We start from the raw sequence: 23,378 nt of genomic DNA, 5'->3' as shown, positions 1-23,378 counted from the left end.
GACGCAGGAGCCCTAGAAATGGGTCAGGCAGTGGGCGGCGCGCTCGACGGCGAACAGCCCACGGGCCTGGAGCGACGCGCCCTGCCTGTGTTCGCGGATTCGCCCAGCCGCCGTCAGCGTAACCGGACAGACCGCACCCAGGAAAATTGATGACAGCGCGGAGACATCCAATGTCAGGTCCGGATCGGAGTCAACGCGTTCGACGGCGGCCTCACCGCCACTGGCGCCGAGCGCGAAGGTTCCTGCCGTCAGACCAAGGGGGTCCAGGACCTCCAGCACCAGCCGGCCGTTCACCGGATAGTGCCGCGCTTCCAGAGCCTGGACGACGTCCAGGATGCGGAGCCACAGCATGTCCCTGCTGTCCGACGAATCGATACAGCGTGGATCGGCCAGGGCAAAGGTAAGGGGGTCATCCAGTGGCGCTTCCTCCCATGTGATCCGTTCGACAAGATCAATGGCGGCGAGGAACTGCCAGAGCTCCAAGTAGGCTCCGTGGGTGGCCGCCACCAGGTCCACCACGTGCATCGTGTGTGGCTCCGTATCCCAGCCCAGGAATTTGTAGGACACGTAACCGTCCACGCTGCCGTCCGGGCCGTAGTGCAGGGCCACCTTGACAGCGGGGTCCTCCTTGCCGTCGCGGGCAATGGAGCCTGAGGCCAACTGCCGGTACCACTCCTGGCGGCCGATCGACCCCGGGGTCAGCCGGTGTACGCGGTCGAAAACTTCAGGTGCCACATCAAGAAGTACCTTTGGCTCTGCGACATCGACGCTGCCGACGGGCTGGTGGTTAAGCCGGAACCGGGCCGTGGTATCAACTTTGACGGTGCGCTCGAAAGTGGCCACTCCGTAACCAAAGCGTCCATAAATGGACCCTTCAGAGGCTGTCAGGGCCGCCATCGCCACGCCTTCGGCCTTGGCCAGCGCCAGGTCCTCCGACATCATGCGGCGAAGCAGGCCGCGGCGCCGATGTGACGTCCGCACTGTCACGGCGGTGACCAGCTGGGTCTCCAGCATCCTGCCGAAGCCGATGTTGAGGGTCTTTCGCAAGGTGCCGAAAGTGGCCACCGGAACGTCCGCCGGCAGGGACCGGGGCGCGACGTCCTGCTTTTGGTAGGCGCCGGTCAGGATCCGCCGGTCGGCGCGGTAGGTCTCCAGTGACTTGGCTACGTGTTCCGCTGTCCGCGTGGATTCATGGAAGCCGAACGAGACCGCCGTGACCCACCTTTCCGCTTCCGGATATCCGGGTTCCCCCTTGACGGCCGCGGCGAAACGCCGGATTTCGTAGTCATCACTCAGTTCAGCCACAACGCCGAGCCTAACCAATCACTCCCGCCCCTGGCCAGCGGGAACACGCCCGCCGCCTGGCCGCCCGGCCTAGTGGCCGGCGTCGTACCAGCTGGGCCCGACGCCGATCTGGACGTCCAACGGGACGCTGAGGTCTGCCGCTGATCCCATTTGTTCGGTGACAAGCTTCTCCACTGCTTCCCGTTCTCCGGGCGCGACTTCCAGTACCAGTTCGTCGTGGACCTGCAGGAGCATGCGCGATTTGAGGCCCTGAGATGCCAGTTCAGCCTGCACGCCGAGCATGGCGCGCTTGATGATGTCCGCGGCCGATCCCTGGATGGGAGAGTTCAGGGCAATGCGTTCGGCGTTTTCACGCAGCTGCCGGTCGGTGCTGGTGAGGTCCGGGAGGTACCGCCGCCGGCCTTCGATGGTGGCCGTGAAGCCGTCTATACGCGCCTGGTCAACAACACCGCGGAGGTAGTCACGCACGGCGCCGAACCGGTCGAAGTAGTCCTTCATGAGCGTGCGGGCCTCGTCCACGGAAATTTCCAGCTGCTTGGACAGCCCGAAGGAGGTCAAACCGTAAGCAAGCCCGTAGGACATGGCCTTGACCTTGGAACGCATGGCACTGGTGACCTGGTCCGTGGGCACGTGGAAGATGTTCGAGCCCACAAAACGGTGGAGGTCTTCGCCGTCCCGGTATGCCTGGATCAGGCCGGCATCCCCGGACAGGTGCGCCATGATGCGCATTTCGATCTGTGAGTAGTCGGCGGACAGCAGGCATTCGTAGCCATCGCTGACCACGAAGATGCCGCGGACGCGCCTGCCTTCCTCGCTGCGGATGGGGATGTTCTGCAGGTTGGGGTTGTTGGAGGAGATCCGGCCCGTCGCCGCGACATTCTGGGCATAGGTGGTGTGGATCCGGCCGTCTTCCGTAACCGACTTCTTGAGCGACTCCAGCATTTGGCGCAGCTTCGAGGATTCCCGGTGAGCCATCAACTGGACCAGGAATTCGTGTCCGGTCTTTTCCAGCAGGTTCTTGAGAGAGGCGGCGTCGGTGGTGTACCCGGATTTGATCTTCTTGGTTTTGGGCAGCTGGAGTTCGTCGAAGAGGACGGTCTGCAGCTGTTTGGGCGATCCAAGGTTGACCTCGTGCCCGATGGCGGCGAAGGCCAACTCCTGCGCATTGTCGATGACCTTGGCCAGATCAGCGAGCTGCTCGTCCATGCGCTGCATGTCGACGGCGATTCCGGCGGTTTCCATCTCGGCAAGGACACGGCTGACCGGCAGCTCGAGCGTGGTGAGCAGGTCGCCCGCCTTGCGTTCGGTCAATTCCGATTCGAAGTGCCGGCTGAGGGCCTGCACAACGGCCGCCACCTGAACCAGTGCGTCCGCGGCCGCGGCGTCGTCGCCGTCGAACGCCAGCTCAAGCTGGCCAGCTTTGGACGTCTCGGCCGAGATGCTGACGTTGAGGTGGTGCTGTGCCAGCTCGGCCAGCTCATACGTCCGGCGGTCAGGCTGAATGAGGTAGCCGGAAATGGAGGTGTCATCCACCACGCCCTCCAAGCCAAGGCCACGGCTGGAGAGGGCTTTCAGGGCGGCTTTGTAGCCGTGCATGACCTTTGGGGAAGCGGGGTCCCGCAGCCAGTCCGCCAGGACGTTTTCGGCTTCAGCATCCTGGGCGGCCAGGTCAATGTAGACGCCCGCGTGGTCACGGACGATGGCGATGGCTGCGGCGTCTTCGCCGATCCTTCCCGGTACGAGGTCGACGGCCACGGCCGAGCGTTTCCCGGCTCCGGCGGCGAGGAACGCCGTCAGCTGGGCTGCTTCGGCGGGCGTCACGTATTCCGGGATGTCTACGCTTTCCCGTTCGGCCGGCTCGAGGTCCTCGCTGCCGTAGAGGTCGAACAGCCGCGCACGAATGGTCTTGAACTCGAGCTCATCGAACAATTGCTCGAGGGCGGCCTCGTCCGGCCGCGGGTCCGCGAGGTCCTCCAGCGTGACTGGAAGCTCAAGATCCGTGTGAAGCCTATTGAGGCGCCGGTTGCGCTTGACGTCCTCGACGTTCTCGCGGAGGGCATCACCCACCTTGCCGCCGATGGCGTCCAGGTGTTCAAGGACGCCTTCGAGGCCGCCGTACAGGTTGATCCACTTTGCCGCAGTCTTGGGCCCGACGCCAGGGACGCCGGGCAGGTTATCCGAAGTCTCGCCGACGAGGGCAGCGAGGTCTGAGTACTGGGGCGGGGTTACGAAGTACTTTTTCTGGATGGCCGCCGCGTCCATGCGCGGGATGTCGCTGACGCCCTTGCGCGGGTAAAGCACAAAGACGTTCTCGGTGATTAGCTGGAAGGCATCACGATCGCCCGAGACGAGGAGCACCTCGAAGCCGGCCTTTTCACCCATCGTGGCAAGGGTGGCCAGGATGTCGTCAGCTTCGTAGCCGGGCATCTTGATGGTCTTGATGCCCCAGGCCTGCATGACCTTGTCAATCAGGTCAATCTGGCCGCTCATCTCCCGCGGAGTTTCATTGCGGCCCCCCTTGTACTCGCTGTACTCCGCCTTGCGGTGAGTGGTGTCGTCCGAAACATCGAAAGCGACGGCGACGTGGGTGGGCTTCTGTTCCTTAATCAGGTTGATCAACATGGACGTGAAGCCGTGGATCGCGTTGGTGTGCTGGCCGTTGGCAGTGGAGAACTTGTCCGCCGGCAGGGCGAAGAAGGCACGGAAGGCCATTGAGTGCCCATCCAGCACCAACAGGCGCGGCTGGTCCGTCAGGGGGACGACGGGAGCCTCGGTGGCGGAAACCGGGCCCCCGGCCGACGGCGGAACGCTGACGTCCTGCAGGGCAGCGGCGTCTGCGTCAAGCACAGCGGTTTCAGACGGGAAAGGGGCCGGTTTGGTAGTTTCACTCACAGGTGCCAGCCTAGTTCCCATGATGGACAATTTCACGCCCGGCCCCTTCACTGAGGAATTAGTCACAGCCGGAATACCGGAGCACCTTCATGGCTGGCTTGGCCCGTTCGGCATCGGCGCCCTGGTGGTCAAGATGGGGATCCACTTCCTGGAGATGAGCCCGGAACGGTCGGTGGCCACCATGCCGGTGGATGGCAATACGCAGGTGGCTGGCATCCTGCACGGCGGCGCCCATGTGGTCCTCGCTGAAACGCTGGGTTCTTTCGCGGCCGGAATGCATGCAGGGACCGGCCGGCATGCACTCGGAATTGAAGTCAGTGCCACCCACCACCGCGCCGTTGCGGCAGGCACTGTCACTGGGACCTGCACCGCCATCCACCTGGGCCGGACCCTGACCACGCATGAGATTGTGATGACCGACGAACAGGGCAGGCGCCTCTCGACCGCCCGCATCACCAACATGCTGCGGGACAATTCGCCTTCAGACCGCTGACTGCTCCCGGGAACCGAAACTGTAGCGGAGCTCCACAATCCCCCGCCCCAAGGTGCGGGACGCCGTCAGCTCGAGCGGCGGCGTCGGGCCGTCCAACGGCAGCAGGCGCTTGCCGTCACCCAGCACAACGGGGATGACGGACAGGATGATGTCGTCCAGCCGCCCGGCGGCAGCGAACTGCGCGGCGAGGTTGCCTCCGCCCACCACCCAGATGTTTTTTGTGCCGGCGTCTGAGATGAAGTCTGCGATGAACTCCTCCACCGGACCCCGGACGAATGTCACGTCCGAACCCGGCGGGGCCGCGAATTCATGGTGGGTGAAGATGTAGCAGGGCGTGCCGAGGTATGGCCATTTGCCCGGCTCATGCTCCATCAGCCAAGCGAACGTCTCGCCGCCCATCACAATGCAGCCGACCCCGTCCATAAAGGACTCGTAGCTTTCCTTGCCGCCCTCGAAACCGTCAAACTCGAGCAACCAGGTGAGGTCATCCTTGGCTGTGGCGATGAAGCCGTCGAGGGAGGCTGCAACAAAATACTGGATCCTGGACATGGACCCAGCGTAGCCGTGACGGTGCACAGTTGCTAAGGAACGCCTACCTGCTGAAGTACGGGATGATCAGGTACAGACCGAACAGGACGGCCACGCCGCAGAGCCCGAAGCACATGTTTGCCAGGGCGCGCTTGCTTCGGGGTGAGCTCTGCCGGGCGTCCCCGGCAATGGCCGTCAGCCGGACGCCCAGCGAATAAAGGACCACCACGGTCACGGCGGCCACGAGCGTTGCGCCGCCCACCGTCAGCAGTTCCAACCACTTCATCGCTGAGTATCCTTACGCTCATTCGCCCTGGCGCGCGCACGGGCGAGTGCTTTCTTCTTGGCGAAGCGGACGGCCTGCCCTGCCTCCTCGACCTCCACCGCGTTGTGGTGGCTCACATGGGACTTCCGGGAATAGAAGAACATCAACAACACCGCTGCTGTTCCAGCGACGGCGGCGATCACCAGGCCCACCACCCCGGTCTTCACAAGCAGCGCCGTCAGCGCACCCACAATGCCGGCGGCCGGCAGGGTGAACAGCCAGCCGAGGGCGATCTTGCCCACCATGTTCCAGCGCACTGTGGTGCCCCTGCGGCCCATCCCCGAGCCGATGACGGAACCCGAGGCCACCTGCGTAGTGGAGAGGGCGAAACCCAGGTGGGAGGAGGCCAGGATGGCGGAGGCAGTGCTGGTCTCCGCTGCGAAGCCCTGGGCGGGCTTGACCTCGGTAAGGCCTGAACCCATGGTGCGGATGATGCGCCAGCCGCCGGCGTATGTGCCGATGGCGATCGCCAGGGCGCAGGCTGCGATGACCCACCACTGCGGGCCGGAACCGGGCGCCTGCGTACCGGCGGAAATCAGCACCAGGGTGATGATGCCCATGGTCTTCTGGGCGTCGTTGGTGCCGTGGGCCAAGGCAACGAGGCTGGAGGTGAAGATCTGGCCGGTGCGGAAACCGCCGCGCTTCTGGGTGAGCTTGCTTCCGCTTTCGGGGTCGTGGCGGGCCGTGAGTGCGTAAGCGAGCCTGGTGCAGACGTAGGCCACGATCCCGGCGATCAACGGGGCGAAAACGGCCGGCAGGATGACCTTTTGAAGGAGGGTCTCCAGGTTCACGGAATTGAAGCCGATCCCCGCGATGGCCGCGCCGATCAAGCCGCCGAACAGTGCATGGGAGGAACTCGACGGCAGGCCTTTCAGCCAGGTGATCATGTTCCACAGGATGGCACCCATCAGGCCGGCAAAGATGATGTCGGGGGTGATCAGGACGCCGTCAGAGCCTTCGCGGATGATGCCGCCGGAAACCGTCTTGGCAACTTCCGTGGAGAGGAAGGCACCCACCAGGTTCAGGACTGCGGCCAGGGTCACGGCGGTTTTCGGCTTGATGGCACCGGTGGCGATGGGTGTGGCCATCGCGTTGGCGGTGTCATGGAAGCCGTTTGTGAAGTCGAAAAATAGTGCCAGTGCGATGACCAGCGCCACCATGAAGGTGATATCCACCTGTTGCCCAATCTGCAGAGTCGACGTTCAGCAGTTCCTTAACCCCGCCTGCCCTGCACAGCATAATTCACGTGGAGTTCACGTGGAATGACCTGCCGTGTTAATGGGACCAGCTTGAAACCTCATCGATCGTACGCGCCCGCGGCATTAGGTCAAAACACGGGCGCGGTGACGAAAGCGCTGACGGCGGCCAACTCGCCGGGCGAAATTCCGCGGCGAGGATCAGGCGAGACGGCAAGGATGCGTGCCCCCAGGAAGCCGGCCCAATCCTGGGCATCCCGCTCATACCGGAGCTGGTCGTCGATCCAGACGATCCGTTTCGGGGTCGCGGCGGCAAGGTCTGCCTGGAGGGCGCCCAGCTTCCACCAGCCCTCCCCCACCCCGGGACCCTCGGCTGTGAGCCAGGGCCACCGGCCGCCGGCCAGTCCGATGGCCGGGCAGAGGTACCGGGGAGCCATGTCCTCCCAGCTGGTTAACCAGACACAGCGCAGGCCCGGAAACCGGGCGAGGCCGTTCAGCCCGGCCACCAGTTCCGCGGCGTACGCCACTTCAAGCATGCCTGCGTTCGCCAGGCTCCAGGGAGATCCCCACGGGGTGGTTCCGGTCGCTCCAAACGGGCACACGACGCCGTCGACGTCCAAATACATGGTGACATTCAGCAAGGGGGCTCCCCTCAATAAGGGCCCCGGACCGCCATCCCAGGCCAGCCCTCAACACCGGACCGGCCGTTAAATGCAGAAGGGGCTGCACGCATCAATGGTTGCATTGCGTGCAGCCCCTTCTCAAGGACTACTGGGAGTCAGTCCGGCCCCGGCTGGAGCGGACTTCAGCTCAGGCTGAAAGCGCCGCCGTCTTGGTGGCTTCGCGGCGCTCCGGCGTGCCGGGCTGGTCCTGGCCGTACAGCCAGTCGTTGTACTGGAAATCGCCGTCCTTGCGGCTCTTGAACAGCAGGTTCCGCAGCGTCCGGGCCAGGCCGGAGACGTGCCAGGACTCGCCCCAGACGCGCGCGGTCCGCTGGACCCGGGCGGTGCGGCCGGCACGGATGCCGTTGAATTCCTTGATGGCAGCGTCCCAGGCACCGGGGTTTGCCCCTTCGGCGGTGAAGACAGTTCCGTTGGTGGCGTCCTGCAGTACGGCAGCGTCTTCGAGGGCCTGGCAGGCGCCCTGGGCGAGGTACTGCAGCATTGGGTGTGCGGCGTCGCCCATCAGGACCATACGGCCGGCAACCCAGTTCTCGATGGGGTCACGGTCGTACATGGGCCAGCGGATGCCCGTAGCCAGGTTCTTGAGTGCTTCCTGCACGGCCGGAACGCAGTCCTTGTAGGCTGCCTCAAGCTCGTCCACTCCACCGTACTGTTCAACGCCGGCCTCGAAGGACGGCGACTTGAAGACGGCCACGGTGTTCAGCAACTCACCCTTGCGCAGCGGGTACTGCACCAGGTGGCAGTCCGGTCCGAGGTAGACGATGACATCTTCCAGGTCAGCCTTGGGCGTGTTCTCGGTGATCGGCACGGTACCGCGGTAGGCGACGTAGGCCGAGGAGACGGGCTCATCGTTGGCCACGAGCGGGCGAAGGGTGGAGCGGAGGCCGTCGGCACCGATCACGACGTCAGCTTCGTAGTCAACGCCGGCAGCGGTGTGGGCCACGCCGCGGCCGTTCACGGTTTCAACACTTTCGACCATGACGTCGTTGACAAGCTTGACGCCCGCAGCTTCACAGCCCTCGAGCAGGACACGGTGCAGGTCGCTGCGGTGGATCACAACGTAGGGGGCGCCGTAGCGCTCCTCGAATTCCGCGCCGAGGGTCTGGCGGGTGAGTTCCTCGCCGCTGACTGCGTCGCGGAAGACCAGGTGCTTGGGCTGGACACCGATTTCAAGCGCTTTTTCCAGGAGGCCCCAGCGCTGAAGTACGCGGGAAGCGTTGGGGGCCATCTGCAGGCCCGCGCCCACCTCGCCGAATTCAGGAGCCCGCTCCACCAGGGTCACCTCGGCGCCGTTTTCACGCAGTGCGAGGGCTCCGGCCAGCCCGGCCATTCCTCCTCCGATGACGAGGACATCAGTGGATGTGGCGTGCTCAGACATTGTTTGCTCCTTGAGATGTTGCGAGTTTTGACTTGAGATTCATGCCGACGGCGGCCAGCAGGACCGCGGCGACGGCGGCTGCACCGGCGAAGGCCAGGAAGTTGGAATTGACGCCCAGCCCGGCAGCCAGCAGGAGGCCACCGATTTGGGGAGCTGCGACGGCACCGATACGGCCGGTGCCGAGTGCCCAGCCGAGAGCTGTTCCCCGGAGGTGTCCGGGATAGTGGCTGGCGACCGCGGCGATAATAAGGCACTGCGTGCCGTGAGTTCCGACGCCGGCGAGGACCAGCATGAGATACACGACCGTGACTGGCGGCCCCGTGACCAGGACCATCAGCGCGACGGCGGCAACGAGGGCTGCGGCGATGGCGGTGGGTACCGGCCCGAATCGGGTTCCGGCCCAGGCGGTGATCACCGAACCGGCCACCGCACCCAGGTTCAGGGCCAGGGCGAAGGTCAGCGCAGAACCCAGGTTGTACCCGGCGAGCTGCATGAGGTTTGGCAGCCAGGTGCCCAACCCGTACCAGGCAAACAGTGTGGCGATCGTTGCCACGGCAAAAAGCAGACTAATGCCCAGGTAGGGGGCGCGGAGCAGGGACGAGAAGCCGGCGGGCTGCTGGTCTGCCTTGTCCTTGCCGGCGGCCTTGCGGGCCGCTCTCTCGGCAGCGCTGGCCGGGGCCAGGGTCTCCGGAGGGTACTTCAGCCCGAGCGGCACCACGACCACCAGGGCCAGGATGGCCACAAGGAACATGGATTGCCAACCAAAGGCGGGGATGAGCTGGATCCCCACGAGAGCGGCGATGGATCCGCCGATCGGGACACCCGACATCATCAGGGTGGCGATGATGGACCGCCATTTAGCCGGGACCAGTTCTGCCACCAGGGCATTCGCGGAAGGCACCAGGCCGCCGAGCCCGATACCGGCCAGGAGCCGGAGGATGCCGAAGATGGCGGCATTCGGAGCGAATGCGCACAGCACGGTGAAAACGGAGAAGACGACAGCGCAGCCGAGGATGGTGCGGCGCCGGCCCCACGAGTCGGCCATGCGGCCGGCGAAGATCGCCCCGATCATCATGCCGACGAAGGCCATGGATCCGATGGTTCCGGCGGTGGCCTTGGTCAGGCCCCAGCCGGTCTCGGAGATCAGGGAGGACTGGACGGTGCCGTACACGATGAGGTCATACCCATCGAAGACCACCAGAAGCCAACAAACGAGGACGGCCGCGGCCGAAGCTTTGGAGAACCGCGTGACAGGACCGTCGGCGGCGAGCGGGCCGGAAGCCCCCGGCGAAGGCCGTTGCGGCACTGCAGCGGGAAGTGTGTGATTCATCCCACTACTGTCATGGCACCCTAAGGTGAACCACAATACAATTCTGATGTGCAGAAAAACCCCACCTCACCGTCCGCGCCCAATCCTGCGGCGAGGCCTGCCCGGAAGCCCCTTCAGAAGCGCCCCACGTATTCCATCGAGGCAGTAGATAATGCTTTGCAGCTGTTGCAGTTGCTTCGCGACGGCGGAACCTTGCGCCTTAAAGACGCAGCGCATGAGCTGGGCGTCGCGCCGTCCACCGCCCACCGGCTGCTGGCCATGCTGGTCTACAGGGGTTTTGCGATTCAGGACGAAACCCGCCGTTACGTTCCCGGCCCAGCCATGGGTGTAGGGCCCGCCGGGCTGAGCTGGTCCCGGCTGCTCCGCTCGCTCGCGCAGCCGCACATGGAACTGCTCTCCGCCCGCCTCAACGAGACGGTCAACCTCATGGTGCGCGTGGGAACAAAAGTGCGTTTCCTGGCCACGGTGGAGGGAAACAATGTCCTGCGTATTGGCGACCGGCAGGGAACGGTGATGCCGGCCGACAAGACCTCCGGCGGCAAGGTCATGCTGGCCGAGCTTGAACCCCCGATGATTGAGCAACTCTTCCGCAGCAGCAACGCGGAAATCGGCGGCGACACGATTCCCGCAGAGGACTACCCGGCCTTTCTGCGGGAGCTCGAATCCATCCGCAGCAACGGCTTCGCCGCGAATTTCGAAGGCACCGAGGATGGCGTGAGCGCTCTGGGGATGGCACTGCACAACCGGCACGGGCACGTGGTCGGTGCACTCAGCGTTGCCACTCCCGCCACGCGTTTCCGCAAGGTGTTCGACGCCGGACTAGTCCCCGCCCTGCGGGAAACCTGCCGGCAACTCGAGATTGACATTGCCGCTAATCCGGCCGATGAGGACTGAGTGAAAAGCAAGTCTCCCGAGCTAATTCTGACTGGCAGAATATGTTGGGGGTCACACGGGCGTATCCGTAGAGTCTGACTACGCCAAATAGTGTTTTGACCTTAGAGGAGGCCGACGTGTCCATCAGCGCCGAGAACACGACCCATGAATCAGTGGCCGCGGGGCAGACTGTCCCTGGGCCGACGCCTGAAGAGGCGGCGCAGCTCGAACAGCTGTATAAGGATTTTGACCGGGAGAACCTGATCCCGCTCTGGACCCAGATCGCGGATCTGATGCCGATGGTCCCGTCGCCGAAGGCTGTGCCGCATGTGTGGCGGTGGAGTGATCTGTACCCCCTGGCTGCCCGTGCCGGTGACCTGGTGCCGGTGGGCCGGGGCGGGGAACGCCGCGCGATCGCCCTGGCCAACCCGGGCCTGGCCGGTACCGCGTACGCGACCCCGACGCTGTGGGCTGCCATCCAGTACCTCGGCGCCCGGGAGACCGCCCCGGAGCACCGCCACTCCCAGAACGCGTTCCGTTTCGTCGTCGAAGGCGAAGGCGTCTGGACCGTTGTTAACGGGGACCCGGTCCGGATGTCCCGCGGCGATTTCCTGCTGACCCCGGGCTGGAACTTCCATGGCCACCACAACGACACCGATGAACCGATGGCCTGGATCGACGGCCTGGACATCCCGTTCGTGCACTACGCGGACGCCGGGTTCTTCGAGTTCGGCACCGAGCGCGTCACCGACGAAGCGACCCCGGACATCTCCCGCTCCGAGCGGCTCTGGGCCCACCCTGGCCTGCGTCCGCTCTCGGGCCTGGATGACACCACCAGCTCCCCGATCGCCGCGTACCGCTGGAAGTACACCGACGCCGCCCTGCGTGAACAGCTCCTCCTCGAAGACGAGGGCCACCCGGCCACCGTCTCCCAGGGCCACGCGGCCGTCCGCTACACCAACCCGACCACCGGCGGGGACGTCATGCCCACCATCCGGGCGGAATTCCACCGCTTCCGGGCCCGCGCGTCCACCGAGCCGGTCCGTGAGGTCGGCTCCAGCGTCTGGCAGGTCTTCGAAGGCTCCGGCAGTGTGGTCCTGAACGGCGAGACCCGGACCCTGGAGACGGGGGACCTGTTTGTGGTCCCGTCCTGGGCTGAATGGTCCCTGCAGGCCGAGACAGAGTTTGATCTGTTCCGCTTCAGCGACGCCCCCATCTTTGAACGGCTGGACTTTAACCGCACCTACACCGAAGGACGCAAGAACGCATGAAACTCCTGACACTCCGCCTCGCCCAAGGGGACAAAACCGTCACGAAGGCTGTCCGCCAGGACGGCGACACCCTGACCGAAATCGACGGGTTCTCCGACGTCGGGGCCCTGTTGAAGGACGCAGCCTGGGAGTCCATCGCCGCCGCCGCTTCCGGCACCACGCACCCGCTCGAAGGCGCCGACCTTGATGCCGTGGTCCCGGTCCCGGGCAAGATCATCTGCGTGGGCCACAACTACCGCAACCACATCAAGGAAATGGGCCGGGAAGTTCCCGAGTACCCCACCCTGTTCGCCAAGTACGCCGAGTCCCTCATCGGCCCGAACGACGACCTGGCCCTGCCGCAGGAATCGGACACCGTGGACTGGGAATCCGAACTCGCCGTCGTGATTGGCAAGAAGGGCCGCCGGATCTCCGAAGCCGACGCCGCGGACCACATCGCCGGCTACGCCGTCCTGAATGACGTCTCCATGCGCGACTACCAGTTCCGCACCATCCAGTGGCTGCAGGGCAAGACCTGGGAGAAGTCCACCCCGTTCGGCCCCGCCCTGGTCACTAAGGACGAGTTCAGCGGCGGCCTGATGACCACCGCCGTCGATGGTGAAGTACAGCAGTCAACGCCGACCAACGACGTGGTCTTCACGCCGGAATTCCTGGTCTCCTACATCTCCACCATCATCACCCTGAACCCGGGGGACGTCATCGCCACCGGCACCCCCGGCGGCGTGGGCCACGCCCAGGATCCGAAGCGGTACCTGCAGGAAGGCCAGCTCCTGGTCACCACCATCGAGGGCCTGGGCCAGCTGAACAACCGCGTGGTCAAGGAGTCCTGATGGTCGCACGCCACGACCAGACGTCGGACCCGCAGCTGCTTGAATCGCTGCTGCAGGCCCGGCGCGGGACCGCGTTTTTCGCGCGCAAGCTCAACGAGCTTTCCGACGCGGACCTCGACGGCCCGTCGTTGCTGCCGGGCTGGACCCGCCGCCACGTGACCGCGCACATCGGCTACAACGCCCGGGCCATCGCCCGGCTCATCGAGTGGGCCGCGACCGGGGTGGAAACACCCATGTACGCATCCACCGAGATCCGGGACCACGAAATCAATTTCGGGGCCACCCTTCCGGCAATCGCGCTGCGGCACCTCTTTGACCATTCAGCCGTGCACCTGAACGTCGAATGGCGTGACCTGCCAGCAGACGCCTGGCACCACAAGGTCAAAACCGCCCAGGGCCGGATCGTCCCGGCCGAGGAAACAGTCTGGATGCGCACCCGCGAGGTCTGGACCCACGCCGTGGACCTGGACAACGGCGCCACGTTCTCCGATATCCCCGCACCGGTCCTCGAACGCCTCCTCAAAGACATCACGGGAGCGTGGAAGACCCGGGGCACGGACAGCGGGCTGCTGGTCCGGGTCACCGGCCAGCAACCCGGGCTTGAATTCGGCAGCGCCGGCCCGGACGCTCCCCTGGTGATCACCGGCACGCTTGCCGGAGTGACCCGGTGGGCGACCGGCAGGGGAACCGACGGCGTCACCGCCACCCGGAACGGGGCACCCCTGGACACAGTGCCAGCCGCTCCCAAATGGATCTAGGATCCTGCTTTGACAAGTTAGGCCCCCTCAACCGAGGGGGCCTAACTTGTTGTGACCGCCTAGGACGCCGGAGCCGGAGCCGCGCCGTTGACGTTGACCAGCCAAGCGGTCCCGAACTTGTCAGTGCACATGCCAAAGACGTCGCCCCAGGGCGCGGGCTCCAGCGGTACCGTCACGGTGCCGCCGTCGCCGGCGAGTTTGTCCCAGTAGCCGCGCAGTTCAGCTTCGTCTTCGCCGCTGAGCGAGACTGAAATGTTGCTGCCGGGCGTGTAATCCATGTTGTTCGGGGTGTCAGACCCCATGAGGACCAGGCCGCCGGGAGCGGTCAGCATGCCGTGCATGATCTTGTCCTTTTCGGCAGGATCCTCGCTCGCGTGGAAGTCCCCAAACGTGCTGAGGGCGAGGTCGCCGCCGAAGACGGAGTGGTAAAAGGTCATGGCCTCCCGGGCGTTGTCGCGGAAACCAAGGTATGGATTGAGGGTCGTGGGCATGGCCGGTACTCCTTGCAGACGGGACGAAAGGGTCGTGGAACAATCCCCATCCTGCCGCAACTCCGGCCACCTTTGAAGGGGTGCTTAGCGCGGCCCAAAGGAGCCTAATGTGCCGGGCGCCAGGAGCGGTCCTGCGGTACGCGATGCCATGACTGCCGCGGACCCTCCCACTCGCGGACCACATCCGTGAGCCAGATGGTGCTGTCCGGATCCCACCCCGCCATGACTGTCGCCGTGCCAGGGCCGACCGGAAGCGCGCGCCCCGCTCCGTTGAGGTAGCCAAGGACCGTTAGGTGCACAGCGTCCCACTCAGCAGCCACCAGTTCCCAGTCCGGGATCACCCAGCGGCCATTGCGGCCGGTGGCGCTAAACCAGGCGTGGCGACGCGACGCCGTCACTTCCAAGGGAAACCTTCGGCACAATGACGTCCAGTCCTGCGGGGTGCGGATCTCCAACGTACGCCCCGTACCCCGGACAGGAATCACGGCAGCAAGCTCCCACCCCGGGGAATCCTCCACAAGGCTCAACGCGGCGGGGATGCGTCCCGCGGTGCGGGCGATACCTTGCGGGACCGACCACCACCATCCGGACCACGGGGCGTTCGGGTCGCTCGGGCGCTCCCTTGCCGCCTGAGTCTCCTCAGCACGTTCGCGCCGGCCCCATTCGGCCAACGAGAGATGCTTCGGCAACGGTGCCGGGTCAGCCCCCGAGCGCCAGTCGATGGCCCACTGTTCAACGCCGCGGGACTCACCCCACCAGTCCGTGCCCTGTGTACCCAGAACCCGGTCAGCCAGGGACCGGAGGGCCACACGGACCAGCGGCAGCCCCGCAAGGACATCCTCGCCGTCGGGCGGCTGCCAATACCGTGCGGCGTCTACGGCGCGCTCCAAAGCAGCCTGCACGCGCCAACCATCAAGGCCTGCCGGGTCCAGGTCCCCGAGGGCGGCAGCCAACACCTCCGGTGACGCTGCAGCCGGAGGAGTCCCGGCGTCGTCCGGGGAGGCAGCGGTCAACAGCACCCGGGACTTTCCGCGGCCCGAATCAAGGTCGTATCCCAGCTGGAAGACCATCAGCCTGATGTCAGGGTCCAACTCCATCGCCAGCTCAAGGCACAGCCTGCGTGCCCGCGGTCCCTCAAGAAGCGATTCCCCATCAGGCGTCATCAACTCATCCTCGCATCATCAGTGCACCAACGGGTGCCGGGACGTAGGCTCAAGAGCATGGCCCGATACTTTGATGTTCATCCCCACGACCCGCAGCCGCGCGCAATCACGCAGGCTGTCCGCATGCTTCTCGACGGCGGCCTGATCGCCTACCCCACGGACTCCTGCTACGCGCTGGGCGCCCAGTTGGGCAACAAGGATGCGCTGGACCGGATCCGAACCATCCGCAAGCTGGATGCCAAGCACCATTTCACCCTGGTCTGCAAGGACTTCGCCCAAATGGGCCAGTTCGTGAACATCGGCAACGACGTGTTCCGTAGCATCAAGGCCGTGACGCCCGGCAGCTACACGTTTATCCTGCCGGCCACCAAGGAAGTTCCGCGCAGGCTGCTGCATCCCAAGAAAAAAACCGTAGGCGTGCGCATCCCGGACAACCGTGTGGTTCAGGCCCTGCTGGCTGAGCTGGGCGAACCGATCCTCTCCAGTACCCTTCTGCTGCCCGACGAAGAGGATCCGCTGACGCAGGGATGGGAGATCAAGGAGCGGCTGGACCATGAGGTGGACGCCGTGATCGATGCAGGCGACTGCGGGTCGGAGCCCACCACGGTAGTGGATTTCTCCAGCGGAGTAGCCGAAGTGGTGCGCCGCGGCGCGGGAGATCCGTCCCGCTTCGAATAGGCCGGCCCACGGCCTTAGTCCGGTTTGCGGGCCCGGCTGGGCTGCACGCGGGGCGGCTCGCCCGGCATCTTGGGGTAATCGGGCGGGAAGGGCAACTCACCCAGCCCGGACTTCACGTCACGGTCCCACCAGCCCAGCAGCGTGTCGATACTGCCGGGGTTCGCGTCCATGTCTGCCCAGGGATCGCCCACGGTTTTCAGCCGTTCCGGGACGGTGAGGATGGTGAAGTCCTTCGGGCTGATGCTTTCCAGTTCGTCCCAGGTGATGGGGCAGGACACGGGTGCGTGGGCCAGGGCGCGGGGACTGTACGCGCCGGCGATGGTCCGGTCGCGGTTGGCCTGGTTAAAGTCCAGGAACACCTTCTCGCCGCGTTCCTCTTTCCACCAGGCCGTGGTGACCTTCTCAGGCATGCGCCGTTCAAGTTCCCGGGTCGCGGCGATCACGGCATGCCGGACATCCAGGAATTCGTGCCTGGGCGTAATCGGCGAATAGACGTGGAGCCCGCGGTTTCCGGAGGTCTTGATGAAGCACTCCAGGCCGGCCTCCGCGAGCACCTCCTTCAGCGCCAGCGCGGCGGGAACAGCGTCGTCGAAGTCCGTGCCCGGCTGGGGGTCAAGGTCAATGCGCAGCTGGTCCGGGTTGTCAGCGTTCTCCGCACGCGAGGGCCACGGATGGAACACCACGGTGTTCATCTGGACGGCCCAGACCGCGGCGGCAGGCTCGTCCAGGACCAGCATGGGATGCGACCGCGCGCTGGGAAAAGTTACCTTGACCGACCGCATGAAATCCGGGGTTCCCCTGGGCGGGTTCTTTGAGAAGAACTGCTCACCCTCGACGTTGTCAGAGTAGCGCTGCAAGGCCACGGGCCGGTCGCCGTTGGCAGCGATGAACGCCTCCCCCACCTCAACCGTGTAGCGCGCCAGGTCAAGCTTGGTCAGTCCCAACTCCGGCCACAAAACCCTGCTGGGGCTGGAAATGCGCATTTCGCGCTCGCCGTTGGGTCCGGGGACAGTGATGGTGGTCTGCTCGCTCGCCATGGGGACAACCTACACTGCCGCGGCGTTCCCGGTCAGGCGTCCACTTTGCTCCGGCGCGCCCGGCAGCCGCTGATCCGGCATGATGGAGCAATGACTGTCGCAGAGTCCACACTGACCATCACGGCTGGCGACGCCCGGGTTTCGGCCCTTTACGCCCGCCCGGAGCGCCCCTTCGCCACGCTTGTGCTGGCGCACGGGGCCGGCGCGGGAATGGAGCATCCCTTTATGAGCGGGTTCACCCGCGCATTGAACGACGACGGCGTTGCCACCTTGCGCTTCAACTTCCCCTATCGCGAAGCGGGGCGGAAGTTCCCGGACCGCCCGCCTGCGGCGATCGCCACCTGGCGCGCTGCCATGGAGGAGGCCGCACGCCAGGCGCAGTCCCACGAAAACACGGGTCCGATCTGGGCCGCAGGCAAATCGTTCGGAGGGCGGATGGCTTCCATGGCTGTCGCGGAGGGAATGGAAGCTGCCGGGCTCATCTACCTCGGGTATCCTCTGCACCCGCCGGGCAAGCCCGAAAAGCTCCGCGACGAACACTTCTATGGCCTCACGCTGCCCATGTTGTTCCTGCAGGGTTCCCGCGATACCTTCGCAACGCCGGAGTTGCTGGAAGCTGTGGTGTCAAGGATCGGCCCGTCCGCGGTGCTGCAGTGGATCGACGGCGGCGACCATTCCTTTGCCGTGGCGGGAAAGAAACGTGACGCCGCCGAGATCGGCGCGTCCCTGGCGCCGGCGGTCGCGGACTTTATGCGGTCACGCGGCTGAAGCGCGGGTCACGCCGCGTCGTCGTGCCACCAGCCTTCCCAAGCCGTGGAAGTCAGCTGTCCGGTGGGAAATTCGTTCTCCCCGCTCCCCTGGGCGTGCCCGCGGCGTCCAGCATCAAACAGGAGGTTTAGGCTACTCAAAATCAACATTGGTGCATCCCTTCGTATGGTGACTGGACCACTGTGTCCAAGTAGCCACGAGCCTAACGGCGGGATGTTTCAGGGGGTCGACGCAAGGTTTCAGCTACGTATCGGACATCTCACATCCTGGCCTTGGTCCTGGCGGTCGCCTGTGCCGTCCACGGATCCTCCGGCCAGGGGTGCCTGGGATAGCGGCCCCGCATCTCGGCCCGGACCTGCGAATAGGGCCCGGACCAGAAGGATGCGAGGTCATCAGTCACAGCCAGGGGACGTCTGGCCGGCGACAACAAATGGAACAGGACCGGCACCCTGCCGTCCACCAGCCGCGGGGTCTCGGCCCAGCCAAAGCATTCCTGCAGCTTGACCGCCACGACCGGACGGCCGCCGTCGTCCGCGCCCGGTCCTCCGGTGGCACCCGGACCTGTGTTCTCGGGCACCGCCTTCTCCAACACGTCCGGGTAATCGATGCGTACCATCGATCCGCTGGGCACCTTCAGTGTCTCCGGGGCCAACTCGCCCAGGCGGACTGCCTCCGGCCAGGGCAGCAACCGGCGCAGCGGGTCGGTGAGGTCAATGCCGCTGACGGCAGCCCCGCCGGCCATTTTCTCCAGCTCGGGCCCCAGCCAGGTGTCCAGGGCTGCGAGCAGCGCCCGCTCAGAAACGTCCGGCCACGGCGCGCCGAGTTCACGGTGCAGGAGGGCGAGACGGCGGCGCAACGCGTCTGCCGCCGTCGACCAGCCGATGGTTCCAAGCCCCTGCTCCGACAGCGCGCGGGCGACTGCTGCCCGTCCCTCTGCGGGTGACGGGCGGACAGGGGTGGAGGACAGGCTGATGGCTCCGAGCCGCCTCTCGCGCCGGGCCATGACCCGGCCCTGGCTGAATGTCGCCTCGACGGTGTCGATAAGCAGGTGCCCGGCGGCCGCCCGCGCAAGGTCCGCTGTCAGCGGAGCTGCGGAGCGAATCAGGGCACCGGTCCCGGCGGCGTCACGGCCCGCGGCCCGCGATACCTCCGCCACGGCCAGCCATTCGTACCCGGACAGTGGGCTGCCGGCCGGCAGTCCCGCGCGGGTACCGGAGGACAGCAGGTAGCGCGCCGGGCCCTCCCCCGGCACCCGGCGCGCCACCCGGTCCGGGAACGCCAGCGCGACGACGACGCCGACTGCTTCGGCGGACGTCACCCGAGCGGTGATCAAGGAGGGGCCGACGGCGGCGCTTTCCTTTCGCGCGATGGTTTCCAGCCGCCGGACGTCCTCCGCCCAACGCCGGGCGGAAGGCTCCCTGCCGGCGCGGAGGGTGGAGAGAAGGGTGGTGAGATCCGCCCCCTGGGCCCGCTGGTCTCCCGCCACAAGTGCCACTACTTCAGCCGCCGCGTGATGGCCCACTGCCACTGCACCGTCCAGTAGCGCACGGGCGAGCCTGGGATCGGCCGGGACCCTGGCCAACGTCCTGCCCAGTTTGGTGGGATGCCCGTCACCGGCAACGGCGCCAAGTTCCCTCAGCACTTCGATGGCTTCCACCATGGCAGCCGCCGGTGGCGCATCCGGAAGTGCCAGCCCTTGGCCACCGGGTGATCCCCAACAGGCGAGGATCAGCGCGGCGCCCGTCAGGTCTACAACCCTGATTTCGGGGGTGACGTGCGCCGGTGCAGCACCGTAGCTCTTCTGGTCGTAACAACGCACTACGCGCCCCGGCCCCTGCCGCGCGGCACGGCCGGCCCGCTGTTCCGCCGAAGCCCGGGAGCAGGAGACCGTCACCAGCCCGGACATGCCACGGCTGGCGTCCCGGCGCGGTTCACGGGTCAGTCCGGAGTCGACCACCAGCCGCACACCCGGAACTGTCAGGGAGGATTCGGCCAGGTCGGTGGCCACGATGATGCGCGCCGGGCCACTCTTCCGGCGCCCGGACACGGCCCGGTCCTGTTCGGCCGGGCTGACCTGGCCGTGGAGCTCCAGCACTTCGGTCCCGGGGGCAGCCCTGCCGCGGAGCCGGCCCGCAACGTACGAAACTTCCCAGGCTCCAGGGACAAACACCAGGGCATCCGTGCCGGGATCCCGTGACAGGGCGCCGGCGTGCGCGTCCGCCGCCGTGTCCGCTATGTGGTCCAGGAACCCGCGCGCCACGCCCCGGCCGTCCAGCCGCGGGATCCCGGCGGGAGCCCACTGAACTTCCAGCGGGTACAGGGCTGACGGGCAGTCGACGACGGGAGCCGGGCCGCCGCCGTCGTGCTCTGTTCCCGGAACCGCGGCTCCCGGAAACGGGGCTCCTCCGAGCAGGGCGGCGAAGCGGGGCGCGTCCACCGTGGCGGACATGGCCACCAGGGTGAGATCCCCGCGGAGCTGGCGGACCTCGCTGAGCATGCCCAGGAGCAGGTCGGTCTCGAGTCCGCGTTCGTGCACCTCGTCGAGGATGACGGCACCGGTGGCCTCCAGCCCGGGATCAGCCAGGAGCCGGCGCAGCAGGATTCCGGGAGTGACGAACTCCACCAGGGTGCCCGGCCCGGCTTTCCGTTCGCCGCGGACTGTGTACCCGACCCGGTCCCCCACCTGTGTGCCGTCCAGCGCGGCCAGGCGCCGGGCCGCCGCGCGGGCGGCCACGCGCCGCGGCTGGGTGACCACCACCCGCAAGGCCCCCTGGGAAGGCGCGAGACCGGTCGACGACGCGGGCCCGTGACTGGATGCCAGGTTGGCGAGCAGGGGCGGGACCAGCGTGGTTTTACCCGTACCCGGAGGGGCCTGCACCACTGCCGTTGCTGCCGGGCCGCCCGCGCGCAGCACCTCTGCCAGCTCGGCAAGCGAAGCCGCAAACGCCAGGCCCGTCCCGATCGCCCGCAAGTCGAAGGAGCCCTGCTCAATAGTGCGTTGCTCAATAGTCCCCAGCCCAAAAGTGCCCGGATCGGAGACGTCAGCCAGGGCGTCGTCGGGGCTGGTCGATGAAGTCACCTGTATATTGTCGCCGCTATCCCCGGAACCGTGTGAGTGCGGGTGCGGGCGCATACGTCAGACTGGAGGTCATCCATCATGAAAGCGGGACCCCCTTGATCCACCTCCAGCAGGACTCCGACGGCTTCATCCGCATGAAGCGGCATTTTCCGGCCAACACCCCCGTGACCGTCACCTTCAGTGACGGCTCACAGGAAGAATTCAAAGGCAGCAGGCTCAACGAGATCTACGATGAGGCTCTGGCGGTGTACCGGGCGCAGAACCAGCTTGATGCCAAGGGCTTTTCGCGCGGGCCGACGAAGAAAGTGCAGGCCGGAATCGAGTTCGTTGCTGTCCGCCCCGGGATGGGCCGGTAGCGCTTTAGCGTTCCGGCGTGACCACCATCGCCGAGCCTCCTCCGCGCCGCACGGGTTCGGCGGCGGCAGTCATCAGCCCGTGCCGGTCGAACTCGATAGCCGTGGCGGCGCCAATCTCAGCAGCCGACGTGAATGCGTCACCGGCCGGCACGAGTTTGTGACCGTACGGCGTGAGCTGGCTTCCATAGGCGCTGATGAACCCCGGCTCGGCCGTGACATTGGCGGTATTCCGCTGCGAGGCGCGCGGCGCCGCAATGGCCTCGGAGACGGTCATGCCCAGGTCCACCCGGTTGAGGATAGTCTGCAGGACAGTGGTGATGATCGTGGATCCGCCGGGCGACCCGAGTGCGAGGAACGGCTTTTCATCCTCGAGGATAATCGTGGGCGACATCGAGGACCGCGGGCGTTTGCCGGGCTCCACCCGGTTCGGGTCCTGAGGATTCGTGGAGTCGTAGGAGAAGTCCGTCAACTCGTTGTTCAGCAGGAACCCGCGGCCCGGAACCACTATGCCCGAACCACCCGTCTGCTCGATGGTGAGGGTATATTCCACCACGTTGCCCCACTTGTCGGCGACCGTCATGTTGGTGGTGGAGACATTTTCGGTGTCCGTTTCGTGGGCCGCCAGTGCGGGCGCAAGCGTGCAGACGCCGTCGTAGTTTGACACGTCCCCTGCCGCAACAGGCTTAGTGGCCGCCTTTGCGGGGTTGATATTGCAGGACCGTTCCTTCCCAAACAGCGGGTCGGTGAGGGCACCGGTGGGGACATCAACAAACGCCGGATCCCCGACGTACTTGCCGCGGTCCGCGAAAGCCAGCGCGGTGGCTTCGAGGTAATGGTGCAGCGCGCCCGCCGTCGACATTTCGCCCAGGTTGAACGGTTCCAGGATGTTCAGCGCCTCGCCTACCGTGGTGCCGCCGCTACTGGAAGGCGCCATGCCGTACACGTCGTAGCCGCGGTACTCAACATGCGTGGGGTCCTGGTCAAGCGTCGTGTAGGCGGCGAGATCCGCCGTCGTCAGGTAGCCGGGAAAGGCCGGGATGCTGGCCGCCGCAGCGCCGGCAGGCGGCACCCAGTCGGGGTCCTTCGGCGGAGCCTGTACAGTGGCCGCCATCTCTTCGGCCAGCGGACCGGAGTAGAACGCGTCAGTCCCCTTGCTGGCGATGAGTCGGTACGTGTCCGCGAGGTCCGGGTTGCGGAAGATGCTTCCGACGGCGGGAGCGTCGCCACCGGGCAGGAAGAGGCTGCGGGTGGGGGTATATGCCGAGAACCGGACCTTGTTGTCGAGGGTCTGCTGGCGGAACGTGTCATCCACGACGAAGCCGTCCTGGGCCACGTCGATGGCAGGCCGGAGGGCGTCACCGAGGTCCAGGGTGCCCCACCGTTTCAAGGCCCTTTCCCATGTGGCGAGCGAGCCGGGGACGCCCACGGAGACGCCGCTGGAGACGAGTTCGCCGAAGGGGTAGGCCTTCTTCGTGGCGGGATTGATGAACGCGTCGGCTGGCATTTTTTCCGGAGCCGTCTCACGGCCGTCGATGGTCTGTACCTCGCCGGACTTGGCATCGTAGAAAACGAAATAGCCGCCACCGCCAATGCCGGCACTGTACGGCTCGGTCACGCCCAGGGTGGCGGCTGCGGCCACTGCGGCGTCGGCGGCGTTGCCGCCATGGCGAAGAACCTCGATGGCGGCGGCGGAAGCGTCCCGGTCTACAGTGCTCACAGCTCCGCCGTATCCGGTGGCCGTCGCGGTCTTGTCTGTCTTCCGGTTACCGTCCGCGAAGGCGGAGGTACTGACGGCGCCTGCCGTCACACTCAAAGCCAGAACTGCCGTGACGGCAGCCACTTGACGTCGCAAAGTAGGCATGATGCTCCCTCGTCAGAGTTTTGCGAAGTGTGGTTTGCGTCACACTACTCCCCCTGAATGCCACTCTCAAGGCCAAATCCAAG

General features: G+C 66.0%; 21 protein-coding genes. 8 read left to right on the top strand and 13 right to left on the bottom strand.

Annotation, left to right across the window (positions count from 1 at the left end):
• Positions 1-12: 12 nt before the first annotated feature.
• Both AB4Y73_RS07860 and polA read right to left on the bottom strand, forming a co-directional pair.
• Complete coding sequence (locus AB4Y73_RS07860) at positions 13-1,296, bottom strand: GNAT family N-acetyltransferase (protein ID WP_441870868.1); 1,284 nt, start codon at positions 1,294-1,296, stop codon at positions 13-15.
• 78 nt (positions 1,297-1,374) lie between these two features.
• Entirely contained in the window at positions 1,375-4,017 is a 2,643-nt protein-coding gene (polA, locus tag AB4Y73_RS07855; protein ID WP_441870865.1) for a DNA polymerase I, read from the bottom strand.
• 199 nt (positions 4,018-4,216) lie between these two features.
• Here polA and AB4Y73_RS07850 point away from each other — a divergent pair, with 199 nt between their 5' ends.
• The gene (locus AB4Y73_RS07850; protein WP_441870598.1) at positions 4,217-4,690 is read left to right on the top strand and encodes a hotdog fold thioesterase; all 474 of its coding nucleotides are present in this window, start codon (positions 4,217-4,219) and stop codon (positions 4,688-4,690) included.
• On the opposite strand, the gene AB4Y73_RS07845 is transcribed toward AB4Y73_RS07850, so the two are convergent.
• From AB4Y73_RS07845 to AB4Y73_RS07820, 6 genes are all read right to left on the bottom strand, one after another.
• A complete protein-coding gene (locus AB4Y73_RS07845; protein ID WP_441870596.1) occupies positions 4,679-5,239 on the bottom strand; it encodes a dihydrofolate reductase family protein in 561 nt (186 codons plus the stop codon). The two genes, AB4Y73_RS07850 and AB4Y73_RS07845, sit on opposite strands and share 12 nt — an antisense overlap.
• 43 nt (positions 5,240-5,282) lie before the next feature.
• Positions 5,283-5,504 (bottom strand): hypothetical protein, encoded by a 222-nt coding sequence (locus AB4Y73_RS07840; RefSeq protein WP_441870594.1) that lies wholly within the window; start codon positions 5,502-5,504, stop codon positions 5,283-5,285.
• Complete coding sequence (locus tag AB4Y73_RS07835) at positions 5,501-6,718, bottom strand: anion permease (protein ID WP_441870592.1); 1,218 nt, start codon at positions 6,716-6,718, stop codon at positions 5,501-5,503. Before AB4Y73_RS07835 ends, AB4Y73_RS07840 begins: the two co-directional genes overlap by 4 nt.
• A 152-nt stretch (positions 6,719-6,870) precedes the next feature.
• Positions 6,871-7,380 carry an HAD domain-containing protein gene (locus tag AB4Y73_RS07830; protein WP_441870590.1) on the bottom strand — a complete coding sequence of 170 codons (510 nt, stop codon included), beginning with the start codon at positions 7,378-7,380 and terminating at the stop codon, positions 6,871-6,873.
• A 169-nt stretch (positions 7,381-7,549) separates the two neighbouring features.
• Entirely contained in the window at positions 7,550-8,800 is a 1,251-nt protein-coding gene (locus AB4Y73_RS07825) for an FAD-dependent oxidoreductase (RefSeq protein ID WP_441870588.1), read from the bottom strand.
• Positions 8,793-10,130 carry an MFS transporter gene (locus tag AB4Y73_RS07820; protein ID WP_441870586.1) on the bottom strand — a complete coding sequence of 446 codons (1,338 nt, stop codon included), beginning with the start codon at positions 10,128-10,130 and terminating at the stop codon, positions 8,793-8,795. Before AB4Y73_RS07820 ends, AB4Y73_RS07825 begins: the two co-directional genes overlap by 8 nt.
• A 48-nt stretch (positions 10,131-10,178) precedes the next feature.
• Here AB4Y73_RS07820 and AB4Y73_RS07815 point away from each other — a divergent pair, with 48 nt between their 5' ends.
• The 4 genes from AB4Y73_RS07815 to AB4Y73_RS07800 all read left to right on the top strand — a co-directional run bounded on the left by AB4Y73_RS07815 (position 10,179) and on the right by AB4Y73_RS07800 (position 13,862).
• A complete protein-coding gene (locus AB4Y73_RS07815; RefSeq protein WP_441870584.1) occupies positions 10,179-11,024 on the top strand; it encodes an IclR family transcriptional regulator in 846 nt (281 codons plus the stop codon).
• A gap of 116 nt (positions 11,025-11,140) precedes the next feature.
• Positions 11,141-12,274, top strand: coding sequence for a cupin domain-containing protein (locus AB4Y73_RS07810; protein WP_441870582.1), 1,134 nt, complete (start codon positions 11,141-11,143; stop codon positions 12,272-12,274).
• Positions 12,271-13,104, top strand: a complete 834-nt coding sequence (locus tag AB4Y73_RS07805) for a fumarylacetoacetate hydrolase family protein (protein ID WP_441870580.1) — start codon at positions 12,271-12,273, stop codon at positions 13,102-13,104. The genes AB4Y73_RS07810 and AB4Y73_RS07805 overlap by 4 nt, the downstream gene beginning before the upstream one ends.
• Complete coding sequence (locus tag AB4Y73_RS07800) at positions 13,104-13,862, top strand: maleylpyruvate isomerase family mycothiol-dependent enzyme (protein ID WP_441870578.1); 759 nt, start codon at positions 13,104-13,106, stop codon at positions 13,860-13,862. Before AB4Y73_RS07805 ends, AB4Y73_RS07800 begins: the two co-directional genes overlap by 1 nt.
• A 59-nt stretch (positions 13,863-13,921) precedes the next feature.
• Here the strand turns inward: AB4Y73_RS07800 and AB4Y73_RS07795 are convergent, their stop codons facing one another.
• Entirely contained in the window at positions 13,922-14,353 is a 432-nt protein-coding gene (locus tag AB4Y73_RS07795) for a VOC family protein (protein ID WP_441870576.1), read from the bottom strand.
• A 104-nt stretch (positions 14,354-14,457) separates the two neighbouring features.
• Positions 14,458-15,516 carry a hypothetical protein gene (locus AB4Y73_RS07790; RefSeq protein WP_441870574.1) on the bottom strand — a complete coding sequence of 353 codons (1,059 nt, stop codon included), beginning with the start codon at positions 15,514-15,516 and terminating at the stop codon, positions 14,458-14,460.
• A 57-nt stretch (positions 15,517-15,573) separates the two neighbouring features.
• On the opposite strand from AB4Y73_RS07790, the gene AB4Y73_RS07785 reads away from it, so the two are divergent.
• Positions 15,574-16,194, top strand: coding sequence for an L-threonylcarbamoyladenylate synthase (locus AB4Y73_RS07785; RefSeq protein ID WP_441870572.1), 621 nt, complete (start codon positions 15,574-15,576; stop codon positions 16,192-16,194).
• 14 nt (positions 16,195-16,208) lie between these two features.
• Here AB4Y73_RS07785 and ligD read toward each other — a convergent pair whose 3' ends face one another.
• Positions 16,209-17,231, bottom strand: coding sequence for a non-homologous end-joining DNA ligase (gene ligD, locus AB4Y73_RS07780; RefSeq protein ID WP_441870570.1), 1,023 nt, complete (start codon positions 17,229-17,231; stop codon positions 16,209-16,211).
• 90 nt (positions 17,232-17,321) lie between these two features.
• Here ligD and AB4Y73_RS07775 point away from each other — a divergent pair, with 90 nt between their 5' ends.
• Positions 17,322-17,999, top strand: a complete 678-nt coding sequence (locus tag AB4Y73_RS07775; protein WP_441870568.1) for an alpha/beta hydrolase family protein — start codon at positions 17,322-17,324, stop codon at positions 17,997-17,999.
• A 259-nt stretch (positions 18,000-18,258) separates the two neighbouring features.
• Here AB4Y73_RS07775 and hrpB read toward each other — a convergent pair whose 3' ends face one another.
• The gene (gene hrpB / locus AB4Y73_RS07770) at positions 18,259-21,006 is read right to left on the bottom strand and encodes an ATP-dependent helicase HrpB (RefSeq protein WP_441870862.1); all 2,748 of its coding nucleotides are present in this window, start codon (positions 21,004-21,006) and stop codon (positions 18,259-18,261) included.
• A 167-nt stretch (positions 21,007-21,173) separates the two neighbouring features.
• On the opposite strand from hrpB, the gene AB4Y73_RS07765 reads away from it, so the two are divergent.
• Positions 21,174-21,434: a hypothetical protein gene (locus AB4Y73_RS07765; RefSeq protein WP_441870566.1), complete on the top strand. Its 261-nt coding sequence runs from the start codon at positions 21,174-21,176 to the stop codon at positions 21,432-21,434.
• Positions 21,435-21,438: 4 nt separating this feature from the next.
• On the opposite strand, the gene AB4Y73_RS07760 is transcribed toward AB4Y73_RS07765, so the two are convergent.
• Entirely contained in the window at positions 21,439-23,295 is a 1,857-nt protein-coding gene (locus AB4Y73_RS07760; protein ID WP_441870564.1) for a gamma-glutamyltransferase family protein, read from the bottom strand.
• Between the last annotated feature and the right edge of the window lie 83 nt (positions 23,296-23,378).

This window comes from Pseudarthrobacter sp. TAF60_1 (assembly GCF_052113505.1).
Taxonomy (GTDB): domain Bacteria; phylum Actinomycetota; class Actinomycetes; order Actinomycetales; family Micrococcaceae; genus Arthrobacter.
Note: the sequence above shows the minus strand (reverse complement) of the source record. Positions and strands in the feature narration are given on the sequence as shown.

Coding starts and splice junctions, on each gene's coding strand:
- AB4Y73_RS07845 (WP_441870596.1), bottom strand. CDS start 5,239: ATGTCCAGGATCCAGTATTTTGTTGCAGCCTCCCTCGACGGCTTCATC.
- AB4Y73_RS07795 (WP_441870576.1), bottom strand. CDS start 14,353: ATGCCCACGACCCTCAATCCATACCTTGGTTTCCGCGACAACGCCCGG.
- AB4Y73_RS07805 (WP_441870580.1), top strand. CDS start 12,271: ATGAAACTCCTGACACTCCGCCTCGCCCAAGGGGACAAAACCGTCACG.
- AB4Y73_RS07760 (WP_441870564.1), bottom strand. CDS start 23,295: ATGCCTACTTTGCGACGTCAAGTGGCTGCCGTCACGGCAGTTCTGGCT.
- ligD (WP_441870570.1), bottom strand. CDS start 17,231: ATGGCGAGCGAGCAGACCACCATCACTGTCCCCGGACCCAACGGCGAG.
- AB4Y73_RS07790 (WP_441870574.1), bottom strand. CDS start 15,516: ATGACGCCTGATGGGGAATCGCTTCTTGAGGGACCGCGGGCACGCAGG.
- AB4Y73_RS07820 (WP_441870586.1), bottom strand. CDS start 10,130: ATGAATCACACACTTCCCGCTGCAGTGCCGCAACGGCCTTCGCCGGGG.
- AB4Y73_RS07850 (WP_441870598.1), top strand. CDS start 4,217: ATGATGGACAATTTCACGCCCGGCCCCTTCACTGAGGAATTAGTCACA.
- polA (WP_441870865.1), bottom strand. CDS start 4,017: ATGGCCTTCCGTGCCTTCTTCGCCCTGCCGGCGGACAAGTTCTCCACT.
- AB4Y73_RS07840 (WP_441870594.1), bottom strand. CDS start 5,504: ATGAAGTGGTTGGAACTGCTGACGGTGGGCGGCGCAACGCTCGTGGCC.
- AB4Y73_RS07775 (WP_441870568.1), top strand. CDS start 17,322: ATGACTGTCGCAGAGTCCACACTGACCATCACGGCTGGCGACGCCCGG.
- AB4Y73_RS07785 (WP_441870572.1), top strand. CDS start 15,574: ATGGCCCGATACTTTGATGTTCATCCCCACGACCCGCAGCCGCGCGCA.
- AB4Y73_RS07825 (WP_441870588.1), bottom strand. CDS start 8,800: ATGTCTGAGCACGCCACATCCACTGATGTCCTCGTCATCGGAGGAGGA.
- AB4Y73_RS07800 (WP_441870578.1), top strand. CDS start 13,104: ATGGTCGCACGCCACGACCAGACGTCGGACCCGCAGCTGCTTGAATCG.